This is a genomic window from Nitrogeniibacter mangrovi, assembly GCF_010983895.1.
Classification (GTDB): domain Bacteria; phylum Pseudomonadota; class Gammaproteobacteria; order Burkholderiales; family Rhodocyclaceae; genus Nitrogeniibacter; species Nitrogeniibacter mangrovi.
In genome coordinates, this window is the sequence record NZ_CP048836.1 from 4,137,679 (window position 1) to 4,154,111 (window position 16,433).

The following is a 16,433-nucleotide window of genomic DNA, read 5'->3' on the forward strand; positions in this document are numbered from 1 at the left end:
GGGATCTGGAACGCGAGATCTTCGGCCCGGTGCTGCATGTGGCGTCCTTCAAGGCCCAGGACATCGACACGGTGGTCGATGCGATCAACGAGCGTGGCTTCGGGCTCACCTTCGGCCTGCACACCCGCATCGACGACCGGGTGCAGCAGATCGTCGACCGCATCCGCGTCGGCAACATCTACGTGAACCGCAACCAGATCGGCGCCATCGTCGGCAGCCAGCCCTTCGGCGGCGAGGGGCTGTCGGGCACCGGGCCGAAGGCCGGCGGGCCGCACTATGTGAACCGCTTCCGCCGCACCGAGGTGCCGACGACGCATCCCGCCCCCGACGGCGCGCCGGTGTCGGCCGCACAGCTGAGCACGGCCTTTGCGGGCCTCGACGCGCGCGCCTGGGTGGCCCGTGCCGACCGGGTACAGGTGCTGCGCCGGGCGCTCGACGGCACCGGGCCCGGGGTGCGCCGCGCCGTCAATGCCGCCGCCAGCTTCGACAGCGGACCGTTCCGTTTTCCCGGGCCGACCGGCGAATCGAACCGGATGATCATGCCGCCCAAGGGGCCGGTGCTCTGTCTCGGCCCGCAACTCGACACCGCCCTCGCCCAGGCCGCCCAGGCGCTCGCCGCCGGCTGCCCGGCGCTGGTCGTGGTGCCCGGAGCCGCGGCGGCCGTCGCCCCGCTGGCCAAGGCCGGCGCGCCGGTCGCCGGTCTGGACGGGACCGTTCCGGCCGACGAGCTGGCCACGGCGGACGGCTTCGTCGCCGTGGCCGCGGCCGGCGATTCGCCATGGACGCGCGCGCTGCGCCAGGCGCTGGCCAGCCGCGACGGGCGCATCGTGCAGCTCGAAACCGAGGTGATCTGCGCCGAACGCTACTACGCCGAACGCCACATCTGCATCGACACCACCGCCGCCGGAGGCAACACCAGCCTGCTCGCCGCAGAAGCGTAGCGGCCGCCCCAACCACAGGACAGCGAGGACGATCTCATGCAAACCGGAGTCTGGATCAGCCTGACCCTCTATTTCGTCGCCATGCTCGGCATCGGCTTCTATGCCTACCGCAAATCCACCGGCAACTCCGAGGAATACATGCTCGGCGGGCGCGACCTGCCCCCCGCGGTGGCGGCCCTGTCGGCGGGCGCCTCGGACATGTCGGGCTGGCTGCTGCTCGGCCTGCCCGGCGCGCTCTACGCCGCCGGCCTGGTGCAGGCGTGGATCGGCATCGGCCTGTTCATCGGCGCGCTGGTCAACTGGATCGTCGTCGCCCCGCGCCTGCGCGAGCAGACCCAGCGCTACGACAACGCGCTGACGATCCCGGAATTCCTCGCCAACCGCTTCCCGACGCAGGCGGTCGCGCTGCGCATGGTCTCGGCCCTGATCGTGGTGGTGTTCTTCGCGGTCTATACCGCCTCCGGCCTGGTGGCCGGAGGCAAGCTGTATTCGACCGCCTTTCACGGCAGCTACCACATGGGCGTGTGGCTCACGCTCGGCGTGGTGCTCGCCTATACGGTGGTCGGCGGCTTTCTGGCGGTCTGCCTCACCGACTTCGTGCAGGGCTGCATCATGATGCTGGCGCTGATCATCATGCCGGCGGTGGTGCTCTATGCCGGCGGCGGCGGCGGCTTCGCCCAGGCCGGCCAGACCCTGTCGGGCCTGCAGGGCTTCACGCTCTCGTGGTGGAGCGACGACATGACCGTCATCGGCTGGATTTCGCTGATGGCGTGGGGGCTGGGCTACTTCGGCCAGCCGCACATCATCGTGCGCTTCATGGCGGTGCGCAGCGTGCGCGAGGTGGCCACCGCGCGCAACATCGCCATGGCCTGGATGGGCATCTCGCTCATCGGCGCCATCGGCGTGGGGATCTTCGGCCGCGCGTATGTCGAGCGCAACGGCATCGCCCTGGCGGACCCGGAGACGATCTTCATCCTCCTGGCCGAGACGCTGTTCCCCGCGCTCGTCACCGGCTTCCTGTTCGCGGCCCTGCTCGCCGCGATCATGTCCACCGTCTCCAGCCAGCTGCTGGTGTCCTCCTCGTCGCTGACCGAGGACTTCTACCGGCTGCTGGTGAACAAGCAGGCCAGCGACCGGACGATCGTGAACGTCGGCCGCCTCGCGGTCGTGGCGGTGGGCGCCGTCGCCGCCGTGATCGCCCGCAATCCGGACAGCGAAGTGCTCGGCCTCGTCAGCAACGCCTGGGCCGGCTTCGGTGCCGCCTTCGGCCCGCTGATGATCCTCTCCCTGACCTGGCGCCGCATGACCGGGCTGGGCGCCGTCGCCGGGCTCGTCACCGGCGCGGTGACGGTGATCGTCTGGATCGCGCTGGGCTGGAACGCGAGCTTCCTCGGCGGCCCGGGCGTCTATGAAATCATCCCCGGCTTCCTCGTCTCGATGATCGCCATCGTGGCCGTGAGCCTCGCCACCACCGCGCAGGGCGAGTTCCGGGAGATCACCGCGAGCTGAATGGCGAACGGCCGGGGCGGTCGTGCCGCCTCATCCGCGATGCCGGGGAATACACGCGGGCCGTCATCCGTATATCCAGTGCAAGCCCAACCCTCTACGGAGAGCCCGAGATGAAAACCACCGCACTGATGGCCGGACTGACGATGCTGGCGCTGTCCGGCGCCTCGTGGGCCGCCGACGCCCCGGTCAAAATGGCCGACGGCGTCCTGACCGGCACCAACGACATGACGCTCTACACCTTCGACAAGGATGCGCCCGGCAGCGGCAAGAGCGCCTGCAACGGCCCCTGCGCCGGCAACTGGCCCCCGCTGCTGGCCGACGAGCACGCCACCGCGGCGGGCGACTACAGCCTCATCACCCGCGACGACGGCAGCCGGCAGTGGGCCTACAAAGGCAAACCGCTGTACTTCTGGATCAAGGACCAGAAGCCGGGCGACACCACCGGGGACGGGTTCAAGGGCGTCTGGCACCGCGCCAGGCCTTGAGCCGCCGTGAGCAGCCGGGACGCCATCGTCGCCGAAATCCCCCGTCTGCGCCGCTATGCCCGGGCGCTGACGGGGGCCGTCGCGCCGGCGGACGATCTCGTCCAGGCCACCCTGGCGCGCGCCCTGGAAAAATGGCGCTTCTGGCAGCGGGACAAGACGCTACGCCCGTGGCTGTTCTCCATCATGCACAACCTGCACGTGGACCAGCTGCGTCGCAGCCACCCGATCGATTACCGCGACACCGATGAGCTGCCCGACATCCCGCAACGCCCCGCGCAACTGGACGGTCTCGAACTGCGCGACCTCGACCGTGCGCTGGCGCAGCTGCCCCTGGAGCAACGCGAAATCCTGCTGCTGGTCGGACTCGAAGAACTCTCGTACCAGGAGGTGGCCCGCACCCTCGGGCTGCCCCTGGGCACCGTCATGTCGCGCCTCTCCCGCGCCCGCGCCCGGCTCAGGGCCATCCTCGCGGGCGAGGCGGCACCGTGTCTGAAGGTCGTGCGCCCATGACCACGCCCATCTCCGAAGCAGAACTCCACGCCTACGCCGACAACCGGCTCGACCCGTCCCGTCGCACCCGGGTCGAAGCCTGGCTCGCCGCGCACCCCGAGCAGCGCGAACAGGTGGACACCTGGCGCCGGCAGGCCGCCCAGCTGCACCGGGCCTACGACGCCATGCTCGACGCCCCCGTCCCCCAGCGCCTGATACCGCCCGCCAACGACGCGCGCGGCGTCGCATGGCGCCGCCTCGCGGCCGTGGCGTGGCTCATGATCGGCGCACTGGCCGGCTACCTGCTGCGTGGCGAAGTGGCGCCGCCCCCCTCGGCACCGATCGCCGGCGACACCTTGCCGCGCATGGCCGCCGTCGCCCATGCCGTCTACACCCCGGAGGTGCGCCATCCGGTCGAAGTCGGCGCCGACCAGCAGGCCCACCTGATCGCCTGGCTCTCCAAACGACTCGGCGCCCCCCTGAAGGCCCCGCAACTGGACGACGCGGGCTTTCACCTCGTCGGCGGCCGGCTGCTCCCCGGCGCGCGCGGCGAAGTCGCCCAGTTCATGTACGAAGACGCCACACAGCAACGCCTGACGCTCTACGTCCAGCCCAACGCCGCCCACACCGGCGAAACCCGCTTCCGCCACGCCCGCGAGGACGGCATCGACGTCTTCTACTGGATCGACGGCCCCTTCGGCTACGCCCTGTCGGGCACCGTCGGCCGAGACAAGATGCTGCAACTCGCCACGCTGGTGTATCGGCAGATCGGCCCTTAGCGGGCGGGGTTCCATCAGCGGGTCGCGGTGAGGCCGGGCGTATCGCACTGGGACGCCGCGTTTGGTGAATGCGTGGTGATGGGCGGGGGTGACCGGCTAGAGTCAATCGCTCGGAAGGCGGCTACCGACCCGAACGTGACGGTCGAGCCGGTTGTTGAACCGTAGATTCTATGAAGCGCTGCAAGTCTGAACGCCGAGCTCTTCGCGATACGGCTCGCTGCTTCTGTTGATCGCAAATGCGATGCGCAACAGTTTGCGCGCGATGATGCATAGGGCTGCGGTGGTGGGGTTTCCCCTGGTAAGCAGGTTCTCGAACTTCGCGCGCCAATGCGCTGTTTTGCACGCGCTCACGGCGGCCATGTAGATGAGGCGACGCTCCTCGCCATTTCCCTGTTTGGAGAGGTGTCGTACACCTTCGGAGGTACCCGATTGGCAGGGGCGCGGGTCCATGCCAAGCGCCGCGACCAATGCGTCACTGTTTCGGTAGGGGTGTCGGCTTAGCCGCAGAGCCAATGCGGTCCCAACCAACGGACCGACCCCTGGGATGGTGCGCAGGTTGCGTTCAAGCTGATGCAAGGTTGGATCTGAACGCACCATCTGCCGAAGCTTGATGTCGATGTTGCGTAAGCATTGGTCAAATGCATTGAGCAAGGGCGTAAATGTCGCGCGAACCGAAACATCGAGGTGCTGGCAGCTCAGACGCATCGCCGCACGCTGCTTGACCACTTGATGGCGTCGGTGCAAAAGCGTGCGGATTGACCGCTGAAGCACCGTGGGGGGCTCGTAGGGTTCGAGTTCATCCGTTTCGCGCTCAACGAACCGAGTGATGCCGCGCGCATCGAGGATGTCGGTCTTGCCGCGAGAGCGCAATCCCTTCAGATACACCGCCACCGAGCGGGGGTTGAGCACATACACACGGTGTCCGCGCTCATGCGCCAGATCGGCCAGGGCAACATGGTAAGTACCCGTCGCCTCCATGCCGATATGGCAATTCTCTGGCAATCGTCTGAGCCAGCCCCGGATTGCCTCAGAGCGATTCGCGATCTTCACGATGCGCTCAGAAGTGTTGTCGCCGATCACCAACTCGGCTTTGCTGACATCGACGCCAAAGCACTGAGAAATAGAACGATTCATGATGACGCCCTCCGACCAGGGAAGCAGCGCGTAGAATCAAGTACAGCCGAGGGGGCGTCTGCCTGAGCGTTGGCTTGTTTCCTATTGGCGGTCGTTTGGGCCGGCATGCCGGCCCAAACGCCTGCTGCATTCTTCATCGACGCTGAGCAGACGAAGTGGGGACAACACTACGTTGGTCTGTCAGTGCGGACACACTGCAGATAGCCCGGACCGTCCCTCCACCTCGGCTCCCTCGCGCACTGCAAACAAGAGAGCGCTTTAAACATACAAGCCCGGATGTAGCGCAGCGAAATCCGGGAGCGGTGGTGCGGACTTGAACGGATGTTCCTACTGATATGACAATCACTACGTCCAGTCGCTCACTGGGTTTTGCATCAACCTGTTAGCACCGTAGCGCCAAACCAACCGCCTGAGCTTCCACTACTTCTGGTCACGCCAGTCCTTTGTGTAGAGAAGATCGTTATGCGCCAGTTTCAAAACGGTAAAGCGCTTGAGCAGAAGTTCAGCTTCTGGCCCGAACTTCTTTGCCTCATCAAAAGATAGAAAAATTTGCTTTGACTTGACCGCAGCCAGGATGCGAAGTATGCGCCGAATCGCTGGCACTTCAATGTTCTTGTAAATGATCGAATCGTGGAGGAATAACGGCAGCTTAGTCAGTGATAACATCGCTAGATCAAAGCCAATCAAACCAGCATATGACTTACCTGTTCCTGTGTCTGCCGGCGATGTGAATTTATATGAGCTCGGGCTTTTAATGCGCAACTCCGAACTGGCCCGGAAGGGGCCATAGACGACATTGGTGAACGCATTCAGCTTCTGGTTAACTTGTCGCTCGATGTCGAGGAAAATCCTAACGTAGATCGATTCCAACCGCTCATTGGAAAGTTTGATCGTTTCGTCCAGTTCGACTTTTAGATCGAAGCTCCGGTTTTCATCAACGGCCCTGTCGGTGATTTCCTTTAAATCGAAAACGCGCTTGAAAATGTCTTCTGGAAGGCCCTTCGACTGCAGGTCTGCCTGAATCTCAACATCAATCGCGGCAATCTCGTTTGCTGCCGCATCCTCCTCAGCAAGAGCAACTGCCAACTCGTCCTTGAGTTCCTTCTTAACGATACGTCCGATTTTTTGATGGAACGCTTCAACCTGTTCCAGACGTTGTACGTCCACTGTGGGAAAGAAATCAGCGATTAGAGCAATGTTGGCGGCAAGCCGCGGCGTGATGCCGGAGATATCTCGCTGTAGTCGTCTGATTTTATTCAGTATGTCCGCTCGCGCGCCACTCAACTTGTTCTTTCGCTGCTGCTTCTGCTGCAGACTCTCGTTGAACAGCGACTCATAGACACTAAGTGCCCCCCCAAACCTTGCTTGAGTTGGTCGATCTGTGCGTAGTTTTCGGCGATTTTCCCGATGTTTTCATCATATTGTTTCTTTGTGATTTTTGGGATAATTCTCGAATCCATGGACTTCTTTATGAGCGTCCTACGCTCCTTCTGCACATCCAATGTATTTTTTTCTTCAGCAATGTCTGCGCTTCGGTCGAACATGTCGACTAAACGACCGATAGCCACAGCAGATGATTCCTTGGGCATGGAGACAAAGGGCTGATCTGGCTCCAAGCCTCCTTTTCGCCAGATGCGAGCAAATGGACTCAAGGTCGATCGGAACGACCCCTCAAAGTCGTCTAGTCCATACTGATGTTTTAGTAACGCGAGGTACTTCTCAAGCGGTAGTTCGTTGAGCCTGGCATAGTTTTCATCACAGACGTAAACTACATCTGACGCCTCTGTCGCGCGCGAGAAAAACAGCTGTTTTTTCCCGAACTCGAATGCGTAATCGTAGTGGTGGTGACCGAGTTCTCGGATCGCGCCGGCATCATCCTTGAGGAATGTCGTACCACCCAATACGAAATCGATGACCATTAATACCGTTGACTTTCCAATGGAGTTCTTCGCGTCGTCATCGCCCAGGATGACATTGAGCCCAGGATGAAAGGAAATTTTCGAGTGGCTGAAATGTACGCACCGAATTTCTTTAAGCATATCTAATCAGTCCTGATTCTTCGTCAAATTCCAGCAGACCAAGCACGAATAGCGCATCCAACGCATGAAGAAATTCGCTCGCGTCCCGAAAATCATCACGCGTCCTATAGTAAATGTCTTGCACGCTTTCCAGGTCTGTCCTCTCGCTCAGAACTCTTGTCATCCTGAATAGAGTTGACTCTTCGAGGCGCGTGAACTTACTCGGCACCAGCATCAAACACCTCACAGTTCTGTACGAAGAACGATGTCAGAACTTTCGCGGCTAACAGCGATCTCCCCGTTCGAGAACTGATCCACTGCGCAACGAAATTGAACACTGCATCCTTGTTGTCTGGATGCTGTTTTTGCATTTCCAGATAGTAGGTATTGATCTGGTTCTGCATGATGCGAATCGCCAGCTGGTCGTTCTGCTCTAGCAGACGGATGTGATCTCGAATGCGTACGTAGAAATTTACGGCATACATTTTGATCTCGTGCTTTTGCAGGGGACTCATGCCGACGCGAAGCTTCTTGTCTACTGTAGAAATATCAAATCGGGCAGGGGAAATCTCTGGCGCGTCCCCATCCAGCGCTACGATATTGTCCAGGATCGTGTAGATCTCTTCCTGAATGGCGTACTGAGCGGCCGTTGTTCTTGCTTTTGCCTCGGCCAAAAAACCATCCTTGATACTTCTAAGGCGATCCATCTCCTCTAGCTTGAAGTCTTTGTCGAATTTTGTGTGGCAAGTGGGGCACAAGGCAATGACGTTCTCGAGTGCGTTAATCTCGGGTGGCGGTGCTCGCCCAGCAAGGGACTTAGCTTGGATCGGCGTGGGGTTAAGCGGATAAATGTGCGCAATCTCATAGCCCTTAGTCAGCCTTTTTGATCCCTTCTTGCTAAAAAGAATTGGCTGCGCGCACAAGGGGCAACACCCGCTCGTTTCCGCGTACAAGATGCTGTGCTGGTTGTCACTGTAGTCGGGTCTTTTCGTCGACATATAACGAGCCTGCTTCACTGAACTAGAGACTGCGTGTGCATATGAACATCCATAATGTATACGGGTCTGCCTGTTCAATGCATCTTTCTTGCCAAAAGTCTTTCGCAAAAGGTGAAGCTTTCGTTTGGTGAAGCGGGAGGTCCGCCTTGAGGTGGAGAGCTGCCCCGGCAAGACCAAGAGGAGTACGGCAGCTCAGGCCGAGTCGCTTCCGTAGGGCCTCGGGCAGGTTCCGGAGCGGAGCGGCCGTTGGAGTGACAGCTCTGCCGAATTGGCGAGCGGCAGCAACTGGCCGCCTACCGCCACTGGAACAGGCAGGCTTGAACGGCCCCTTGGTCTCCGCCAGACCACGAATGGCGGCAAGACGCGGCCTTCCGCCTACTCGCTCTTGAGGTAGATGAAACCCGCTCCCCGAGACACGCGAGAGATGACTCGCGGGTCGTCGATCGCGTGGTAGCCGGCGGCGGTGAGATCGTCGGCCAGCCACTGCGGCAGCACGTTGGCGAGGACCAGGGTGATGATGAACCAGCCAATGACGACAGGCGATACCCAGCGTGGCGCCTGGGTTCCGCCCTGCTTGAAAACAATGATCTGGATGGCGGTCAGCACCTAGAACACGGTTGGCAGCAACAGATAATAGACACCGCTATCGAAGGGAACGGTCGGCGCGCCATTCACCATTGCGTCAGTGACACGCATGTAGTCCTGCACGCACCAGATCACACCCAACAGCGTGAGCAGGTTGAACATCCAGAGAAAGACTTGCGCCACACGCTGGGACATCAATACCCTCGAATGACGGTGCATGGACCGAACAGACAGGAAATGTACTGCGGATGCCGCTCGAGAAGCGTCAGGTTGCGGTTGATTTCCCACTCGATCTCATCACGACGAACGCCGATGCCTCGATAGGCTGCGTAGGGTGGATGAGCGCAGCGTCATCCGCCGAATGTCGCCGCTTCGATCGCTTCATACGGCGGAAGGCGCTGCGCTTTTCCGCCCTTGTATTGTTTTCCTCAGATCTGAGATTGCCATATCTTCTGCTTTGGCAGTTCTCAGATCGGCTCGGGGGATCCCCCGAGCCGAGCGGCTGGATGCCGATTCCGCCCTTGGGCCGCGAGCCCGCCGCGTAGATCCATGCACCAGCCGCTCACCCTCACCAATAGATCGGACAGTATCTTTGGCCCGGCATGGCCGGCAGCCCGGATGAACAAGGTAGATCACGGGAGGAATCGGGATGAGTTCTTTTGTGTTGGGTATCGATGTTTCCAAGGACAAGCTCGACTGCGCATTACAGCTGCCCGATGGCAAGCTGCGCCACAAGGTGGTGAGCAACGCGCCAGAGGGCTTCAAGCGGCTGGACGAGTGGCTCGCCCAGCGCGGCGTTGGCCAAGTGCACGTATGCATGGAAGCGACCGGCATCTACTGGGAAGCTTCGGCAGAGTACTTGTCTGGTCGCGAGCACACGACTGTCAGCGTCATCAATCCAGCCCAGATCAAGGCGTTCGGTGCATCGAGATTGGTGCGCACCAAGACCGACAAGGTCGATGCTTCGTTGATCGCCCAGTTCTGCGCCGAGCGTTGCCCGCCACCCTGGCAAGCACCGAGTGCCCAAGAGCAGGCGCTTCGCGCCATGGTGCTGCGCCTGGAGGCGTTGCAGAACATGCATCGGCAGGAGAGCAACCGTTTGCTGGTCGCCCGCGATGCCGTGCGCGAGGGCATCGAAGCGCATCTGGCCTGGCTTGATGAACAGATTACCCAGTTGGTGCGCCAGATCAACGATCACATCGACAATGATCCGGACATGCATGACAAACGACAGTTGCTCGAATCCATTCCCGGTGTGGGCGAGCGCACGGTCGCGGTCTTGCTTGCTTTCTATGCCGATCCGGCGCGCTTTGGCAATGCGCGCCAGGCCGTTGCATTTGCCGGGCTCGATCCGCGCCAGCACGAATCCGGTTCGAGCGTCAGAGGACGTTCGCATCTGTCCAAGGTCGGCCATGCGTTCATCCGCAAGGCCTTATACATGCCAGCGGTTGTGACCGCGTACAAAACGACATGGGGTGGCCGATTCCGCCAACGCCTCGTGCGGCGCGGGAAGCATCCGAAGCTGATCATCGGGGCGATGATGCGAAAACTGCTTCAGGTGGCCTATGGTGTGCTCAAGTCGGGCAAGCCGTTCGACCCGACGCTTCACGAGACTTGACGCGGATAACAGTATCTACATACACGCCCCGGCTGCCGCCACTCGCAAGGCGTTGACGAGTTCGTCCCAATGACCGTCACGTTGAGCCAACATCAGATAATTCCATATGGATTATTGGGTCTCGTGGAAGCGTATGCCGGTCCTTGACCAACCGCTGACGCCCGATGCGTGCGCCCTTGCGCGGCCGCGCCTCCGGTGCATTTCACGCATGGCCGTGACCCCGGTCACGCGGAGGCAACGTTTACCCGCCCTGCGGCCGTATTCGCCCCGGATGCGCCCCTATAATGCCTGCGGAATTGATGCCCGATCGTTGATGCATATCTGGTGTTGCTCATCTGGCAACCGGCCTTCGAATGTCGAATGAATCCAGATGCCACCTCCGCTACCGCTACGTTTGCTGCAATCGCCGAAACACCCGGCGCAACGGCGTTTTCATGCGCAACGGCTTGTTTGGATGAGGACATCAATTTCGATACGCCGCTTTGGCGCAAGTATTGACCAAGCACGATCCCATAAATAGAAAAAGCGACAATGACATGAAAATGCGACATCAACTATTTGCCACCAGCCTCCTCCTTGCAGCTTCTTTTTCCGCACATGCGAATCTGATTTCCATCGATTGGCAGACAGCGGGTGATGGCTTGATCACACAGGACACCGCGAGCGGGCTCGAATGGCTGGATTGGTCGGTGACCCGGGGCATGACCATTGCCCAGGCGATCTCGACCTATGGTGGTTTTCGCAGTGCGTCGGCCTCGGAGTTCGACGGCTTGGTCACCGCGGCGGGCATGACGAATACCACCCAGTATGTTCTGGCGGATCTTGCCGACGCGCAGGCCTTCAACGCCCTGTTCAATTCCGCCGGCACCGCATGCTCTCCGAATGGCGGCACCAATGGGTTCGCGTGCGGGGTGTACGACGCCGGGAACGGCTATTCACACCTGGTCAACGTCGGTTGGACCGCACAAAACGGCGGCTTCGCTGGAGATGGTTTCGGTAACCGGGACATCAATTTCCGGAGCTCGTATTACGGGGTGCTGTTGGTGCGCGGGGGCTCGAACAATGTCCCGGAACCGGCATCCATCGCGCTTGCCGGACTCGGCCTGGCCGCGCTGGTGCTCACCCGCCGCCACGGCAGGAAGCCGCAGTCGCCCAACTGAGTCCTGACCCGAACGGACGGCGCCGGGGTCGGCTCGCAGCCGTCGAGCGGCCGCGCTGACCGGCGCCGCTGGCCGGAGGCATCCGGCCGTGTGCGTCACGCGCCGGGCTTGCCGCCCTGCAGCTCGAACAGGCCGGCCACGTCGGCCAGCCCGAGCGCGCCGACCACCTGGCCGGCCTCGTCCATGATGTCGAAGATCACGCCGTCGGCGCCGCCACGGGTGCTGTAGAACACCACCGCACCGGCGGCGCCGCCGCCTTCGGTGTGCGGGTCGGCGTCGGCCGGGGTGAAGGCGAAGGCGCCGGCGGGGCGCGCGTCTTCCAGGCGGCCGTCGGGCGCGTAGATGCGGTGCTCGCCGGCCATCACCACGGTGAGGGTGTCGGCGCGGTGGCGATGCAGGAAAATGCGCGAATCGGCCTCGTAGCGGACCACGAAGTCGGTGGTGCCGCGTTCGGCATCCACCGCCAGCACGGAATAGGTGAAGCCGCTGAAGCCTTCGAGGGGGCGCCAGTGGATCTTCGCGGCGTCCAGCGCGGGGGAGTGGGGCATCAGGCTCACGAGGGTCTCCTTGGGGATGAAAATGACATCGCCAAGGATGCGTGCCCGCGCCGCTCATCCCAAGGGCATCCCGCCCCCGGCGATGCGGGCAATCCGCCCCGCCGGCCCGGGCATCGCGCCGTCAGGGCACGGGCGGCGGCGCGCCCATCACCTGCAGGCAGGCGGCGATGCCGGTGGCGATGCCGTCGGCCATGCGGCGCTGGGAGGCCGGATCGCGCAACCTGAGCTCTTCGTCGCGGTTCTTGATGACGCCGGCTTCGAACAGCACCGCCGGCAGGGCGGTGCGATGGAGCACCACCAGATTGTCATACCAGTGCACGGTGTCCGCCCGGTCGGCCCAGGCATGGCGGCGGGCGTTCTTGTCGGTGGGCACGAAGCCCAGGCGCTGCAGCCGCGCGCCGATGGCCGAGGCGCACAGCAGGCTCGCGTCCGGCTTCGGGTTGTCGTGGGAGACGAACAGCGAGTGGCCGGCGTAGTCGTCGTTGTAATCGAGCGCGCGGCCCTGCCACACCCAGGGCTTGAGCAGGCGCTGGCTGACCGAGTCGTGATGGATGGAGATGAAGAAGTCGGCATCGGGCACCGCCTTGGGGCGGTCGCGCAGGGCGGCGATGCGCCCGTCGTCGTTGACCAGATGCGCGGCGATGCCACGGGCGATGAGCGCGGCGGCCACCTCGTGGGCCAGATCGCGGTTGAACGCGAACTCGGTGCGCCCGCGCGCGCTGGTGGCGCCGGCGGCGGCGAGGGTGTGGCCGACGTCCACGGCCACGATGGGCGGGCGCGCCCACGACGGCACGCACGCGAGGGCACACGCGGCGGTGGCCGCCAGCCGGCGAAGCAGGGCGAGCGCAGTCATGGGGGCAGTCTAGCAGCCGGGCGAAGCAGCCAACTCAGCCGATCGGCCGCCCCTCGCCGGCCTCCTCGTGGGTCTGGCCGTCGCGGATGTGGTACAGGCGGCGGAAGGTGGGGATGATCTTCTCGTCGTGGGTGACGACGATGATCGCGGTGCGAAACTGCGCGGCCATGTCGTTGAGGATGCGGATCACCCCCAGCGCCCGTTCCGAGTCGAGCGGCGCGGTGGGCTCGTCGGCGAGGATCACCGGCGGGCGGTTGATGAGCGCGCGGGCGATCGCCACCCGTTGCTGTTCGCCGCCCGACAGGGCCGACGGAGACGCATCGGCACGATGCGCCACGTCGAGCGCCGCGAGCAGCGCGCGGGCGCGGCTGCGGGCCTCGGCGTTCGGCACCCCCGCGAGCATCGGCAGCAGGGCCACGTTGTCGGTCACGTCGAGGAAGGGGATCAGGTAGGGCGCCTGGAACACGAAGCCGATGCGGTCGCGGCGCAGGGCGCGCAGATCGGGGATCGTCCATCCGCCGTCGTAGATGAGCTGGTCGCCCACCGTCATGCGCCCGCCGCTCGGTTCGATGACCGCCCCGAGGCACTTGAGCAGGGTGGTCTTGCCCGAGCCGGACGGGCCGATGAGGCCGACCACCTCGCCCGGCGCCACCTGCATGTCCACCCGGCGCAGGGCGTCCACGGCGGTGTCGCCCTCGCCATAGCGCTTGCTCACGCCCTCGATGAGAATGCCGTCGCCGCTCATGGCCTCAGCCTCCGATGGCGGTGGCCGGGTCCACCCGCAGCGCGGCGCGGATGGCCAGCAGGCTCGCCAGCGCGCAGATGACCATCACGATCACGAAGCCGCGCAGCGCGTCGGCCGGCAGCAGCAGGACGTACTTGGGAAAGATCGGCGCCCACAGGGTGGCGGCGATCTTGCCCACCACGAAGCCGATCAGCCCCAGGCCCAGCGCCTGCTGCAGGATCATCGCGGCGATGGTGCGGTTGCGCGTGCCGATGAGCTTGAGCACCGCGATCTCGCGCACCTTGCCCAGGGTCATGGTGGTGATGATGAAGGCCACGATGGCGGCGCTGACCACGGCGAGGATGACCAGGAACATGCCGATCTGGCGCGCCGAGGTGGCGATCAGCTTGGCCACCAGGATCTCCTCCATCTGGGCGCGCGTGAAGGCGGTCAGGTGCTTCCAGCGGCGCACGTTGGCGGCCACCTCGTCGGCGCTGTGCCCGGCCGCCACCCGCACCAGGATCGCGTTGACGCTGTGGTTGACGGTCTGGGCGTCGATGACCGAATCGAGCAGCCCCGGCACCCCGGGGCGGTTGAAGGCCGGATTGCCTGCCAGGCGTTCGCGCTCGTTCACGATGGCGTCGTTGTCCTTGAGGAACTGCGCCTCCTGAGCGTCCTTGAGGGGCACGAAAACCATCGGATCGCCGCCGGACGACACCATGCGCCGGGTGATGCCCACCACGGTGAAGGTCTTGCGGCGGATGCGGATGCGGTCGCCGAGCTTGAAGCCGGTGCGCAGGTCGACCACCGCCTCGTAGTGACCCCGGGTGATGCGCCGGCCGGCGATGAGGAAAGCGGGCGCGCCCGGGCGGCCCGGCTCGAAGCCGACCACCATGGCGCGCACGTCGCGCGCGCCCAGCGCCACCTGCATGGTGAAGTAGGTGACGTTGGCCGCCTCGGCCACGCCCGGCAGGCCACGGATCGCGCGGACCACATCGTCGCGCAGGTTGGAGGATTCGGCGTAGGGGCCCTGGGTGTCCTGCTGCACCACCCACAGGTCGGCGCCGCTGTTGGCGAGCAGGGCGCGGGCGTCGTCCACCATGCCCCGGTAGATGCCCGCCATGGACAGGGTCACCCCGATCAGCAAGCCCAGGCCGACGCCCGTGAACACGAACTTGCCCCAGGCATGGAGGATGTCGCGGCCGGCCAGGCTGATCATCGCGTCAGCCCCGACAGCGCATCCACCACCCGGATCCGCGCGCCGTCGGCCAGCGGCCGCTCGGCATGCACCACCACCGCATCGCCGACGGCCAGACCCGAGACCACGCGCACCTCGCCGTCGAGGCTTTCGGCGCCGGTGCTGACCGCCACGAAGTGCGGCCCGCCGTCGCCGAGGCGCCAGACGCCCACCTGCCCGTTGCGGTGACGCAGGGCGGCATTGGGAATCACCGGCCCCCGATCGGACGCCGGCAGATGGATGGTGACCTCGGCCATCTCGCCCACCGAGCCTTCCTTGAAGGCACGATCGCAGCGCACCCGGGCGATCCGTTCCTCGGTCACCGGATCGCTCAGCAGCTCTACCCGCACCACCTTGCCCATGTGGGCCTCGCCGGCGTGGGAGCGCAGTTCGATGCGCGCGTCGAGCCCTTCGGCCAGCCCGGTGGCGCGATGCTGGTCGATGCGGGTGCGCACCCACAGGCTGGTCGGGTCGATCATCTGCAGCACCGCCTGTCCGGCCACCACCGTGTTGCCCGGCTCGGCCTGGCGCGCGGTGACGACGCCGTCTTCCGGCGCCACCAGGACGAGGTTGGCGCGCTGGGCCAGCACCGCCGCGCGCTCGGCCTCGAGACGGACCAGATCGTCGCGCGCGGCGGCGGTGGACGCGGCGGCCGCATCGACCCCCGCGCGCGCCGAGGTGTGGGCCTGCCGATGCGCCTCGACCGCGCTCGGACTCACGAACCGGCGTTCGCCGAGGGTGTCGTAGCGGCGCGCCTCGATGGCCGCCACCTCGGCCCGCGCGCGGGCGTCGCGCTGCTGCGCCTCGGCGGCCACCACGGCGTTGCGCGCCCGCGCCAGGGAGGCGTCGAGCGCCGCCACGCGGGCATCCAGGTCGACCGGATCGAGGCGTGCCAGCACCTGCCCGCGCCGCACCGGGTCGCCCACGTCGGCCTCGACGCTGAGCAGGCGGCCCGGCGCCGTCGGCCCGACCGCGTAGCTGCGCTGCGCTTCCACCGTGCCGATGCCGAACAAGCCGGGGGTGACGACACCCTCGGCCACGGTGTGCACGGTCACCCGGATCGGTGCCAGCGGCCCGCTGCGCAACAGGGCCAGGGCAAATGCCCCGAGGACGACGAGGGCCAGCGCCGTCAGCAGCCAGCGTCGCATCACGGCAGGTTTCATGGTTCGCACTCCGGGCGGATCTCTCGTGGGCCGGCGGTCCGTCCGCGGGGACGGCCACCGAAGCATGCCAATATATCAGCGTTAACTAATACGCCATCCGCCTGACACCGCATTTGACCCAACTCAACCGGACCCATCGCGCCCGCCCCGCCGGCCGCGGCAAACCGTCGCGGGCGAAGTGAC

19 protein-coding genes are annotated in these 16,433 nt (G+C 64.3%); 7 read left to right on the forward strand and 12 right to left on the reverse strand.

Translation table 11 applies throughout. From position 1 onward, the window contains the following. Positions 1-38 precede the first annotated feature (38 nt). The 5 genes from G3580_RS20325 (at position 39) to G3580_RS19280 (ending at position 4,203) form a co-directional block, all read left to right on the forward strand. Positions 39-941, forward strand: coding sequence for an aldehyde dehydrogenase family protein (locus G3580_RS20325; RefSeq protein ID WP_267313318.1), 903 nt, complete (start codon positions 39-41; stop codon positions 939-941). 36 nt (positions 942-977) lie between these two features. Then, positions 978-2,450: a sodium/proline symporter PutP gene (gene putP / locus G3580_RS19265; protein WP_173768311.1), complete on the forward strand. Its 1,473-nt coding sequence runs from the start codon at positions 978-980 to the stop codon at positions 2,448-2,450. A gap of 110 nt (positions 2,451-2,560) precedes the next feature. Then, a complete protein-coding gene (locus G3580_RS19270) occupies positions 2,561-2,935 on the forward strand; it encodes a COG4315 family predicted lipoprotein (RefSeq protein ID WP_173768313.1) in 375 nt (124 codons plus the stop codon). A 6-nt stretch (positions 2,936-2,941) separates the two neighbouring features. Beyond that, positions 2,942-3,445: a sigma-70 family RNA polymerase sigma factor gene (locus tag G3580_RS19275; protein WP_173768315.1), complete on the forward strand. Its 504-nt coding sequence runs from the start codon at positions 2,942-2,944 to the stop codon at positions 3,443-3,445. After that, positions 3,421-4,203 carry an anti-sigma factor family protein gene (locus G3580_RS19280; RefSeq protein WP_228720721.1) on the forward strand — a complete coding sequence of 261 codons (783 nt, stop codon included), beginning with the start codon at positions 3,421-3,423 and terminating at the stop codon, positions 4,201-4,203. The genes G3580_RS19275 and G3580_RS19280 overlap by 25 nt, the downstream gene beginning before the upstream one ends. A gap of 168 nt (positions 4,204-4,371) precedes the next feature. On the opposite strand, the gene G3580_RS19285 is transcribed toward G3580_RS19280, so the two are convergent. The 7 genes from G3580_RS19285 to G3580_RS19305 form a co-directional block, all read right to left on the reverse strand. Continuing rightward, positions 4,372-5,337, reverse strand: a complete 966-nt coding sequence (locus G3580_RS19285; protein ID WP_173768317.1) for an IS110 family RNA-guided transposase — start codon at positions 5,335-5,337, stop codon at positions 4,372-4,374. A gap of 420 nt (positions 5,338-5,757) precedes the next feature. Beyond that, positions 5,758-6,621, reverse strand: coding sequence for a DUF2326 domain-containing protein (locus G3580_RS19885; RefSeq protein WP_217424556.1), 864 nt, complete (start codon positions 6,619-6,621; stop codon positions 5,758-5,760). Then, a complete protein-coding gene (locus G3580_RS19890) occupies positions 6,618-7,376 on the reverse strand; it encodes an AAA family ATPase (RefSeq protein ID WP_217424557.1) in 759 nt (252 codons plus the stop codon). The genes G3580_RS19885 and G3580_RS19890 overlap by 4 nt, the downstream gene beginning before the upstream one ends. Continuing rightward, positions 7,369-7,590, reverse strand: a complete 222-nt coding sequence (locus G3580_RS20490; RefSeq protein ID WP_407670959.1) for an ABC-three component system middle component 7 — start codon at positions 7,588-7,590, stop codon at positions 7,369-7,371. Before G3580_RS20490 ends, G3580_RS19890 begins: the two co-directional genes overlap by 8 nt. Continuing rightward, on the reverse strand, positions 7,574-8,371 hold the full coding sequence (locus G3580_RS19295) for an ABC-three component system protein (RefSeq protein WP_217424558.1): 798 nt from the start codon (positions 8,369-8,371) through the stop codon (positions 7,574-7,576). Before G3580_RS19295 ends, G3580_RS20490 begins: the two co-directional genes overlap by 17 nt. A gap of 357 nt (positions 8,372-8,728) precedes the next feature. Continuing rightward, positions 8,729-8,959, reverse strand: a complete 231-nt coding sequence (locus G3580_RS19300; RefSeq protein WP_173768319.1) for a hypothetical protein — start codon at positions 8,957-8,959, stop codon at positions 8,729-8,731. Continuing rightward, on the reverse strand, positions 8,960-9,133 hold the full coding sequence (locus tag G3580_RS19305) for a hypothetical protein (RefSeq protein ID WP_173768321.1): 174 nt from the start codon (positions 9,131-9,133) through the stop codon (positions 8,960-8,962). It lies immediately after the preceding gene. A gap of 454 nt (positions 9,134-9,587) precedes the next feature. On the opposite strand from G3580_RS19305, the gene G3580_RS19310 reads away from it, so the two are divergent. Then, complete coding sequence (locus G3580_RS19310; RefSeq protein WP_173763735.1) at positions 9,588-10,556, forward strand: IS110 family RNA-guided transposase; 969 nt, start codon at positions 9,588-9,590, stop codon at positions 10,554-10,556. A gap of 536 nt (positions 10,557-11,092) precedes the next feature. Next, positions 11,093-11,716, forward strand: coding sequence for a PEP-CTERM sorting domain-containing protein (locus G3580_RS19315; RefSeq protein ID WP_173768323.1), 624 nt, complete (start codon positions 11,093-11,095; stop codon positions 11,714-11,716). A 95-nt stretch (positions 11,717-11,811) separates the two neighbouring features. On the opposite strand, the gene G3580_RS19320 is transcribed toward G3580_RS19315, so the two are convergent. From G3580_RS19320 to G3580_RS19340, 5 genes are all read right to left on the reverse strand, one after another. Continuing rightward, positions 11,812-12,264, reverse strand: coding sequence for a cupin domain-containing protein (locus tag G3580_RS19320; protein ID WP_407671038.1), 453 nt, complete (start codon positions 12,262-12,264; stop codon positions 11,812-11,814). 130 nt (positions 12,265-12,394) lie between these two features. Further along, positions 12,395-13,126: an N-acetylmuramoyl-L-alanine amidase family protein gene (locus G3580_RS19325; RefSeq protein WP_173768327.1), complete on the reverse strand. Its 732-nt coding sequence runs from the start codon at positions 13,124-13,126 to the stop codon at positions 12,395-12,397. Between the two features lie 34 nt (positions 13,127-13,160). Beyond that, positions 13,161-13,871 carry an ABC transporter ATP-binding protein gene (locus G3580_RS19330; RefSeq protein ID WP_173768329.1) on the reverse strand — a complete coding sequence of 237 codons (711 nt, stop codon included), beginning with the start codon at positions 13,869-13,871 and terminating at the stop codon, positions 13,161-13,163. Positions 13,872-13,875: 4 nt separating this feature from the next. Continuing rightward, entirely contained in the window at positions 13,876-15,069 is a 1,194-nt protein-coding gene (locus tag G3580_RS19335; protein ID WP_173768331.1) for an ABC transporter permease, read from the reverse strand. Then, positions 15,066-16,250 carry an efflux RND transporter periplasmic adaptor subunit gene (locus G3580_RS19340; protein WP_173768333.1) on the reverse strand — a complete coding sequence of 395 codons (1,185 nt, stop codon included), beginning with the start codon at positions 16,248-16,250 and terminating at the stop codon, positions 15,066-15,068. The genes G3580_RS19335 and G3580_RS19340 overlap by 4 nt, the downstream gene beginning before the upstream one ends. Positions 16,251-16,433: the final 183 nt, after the last annotated feature.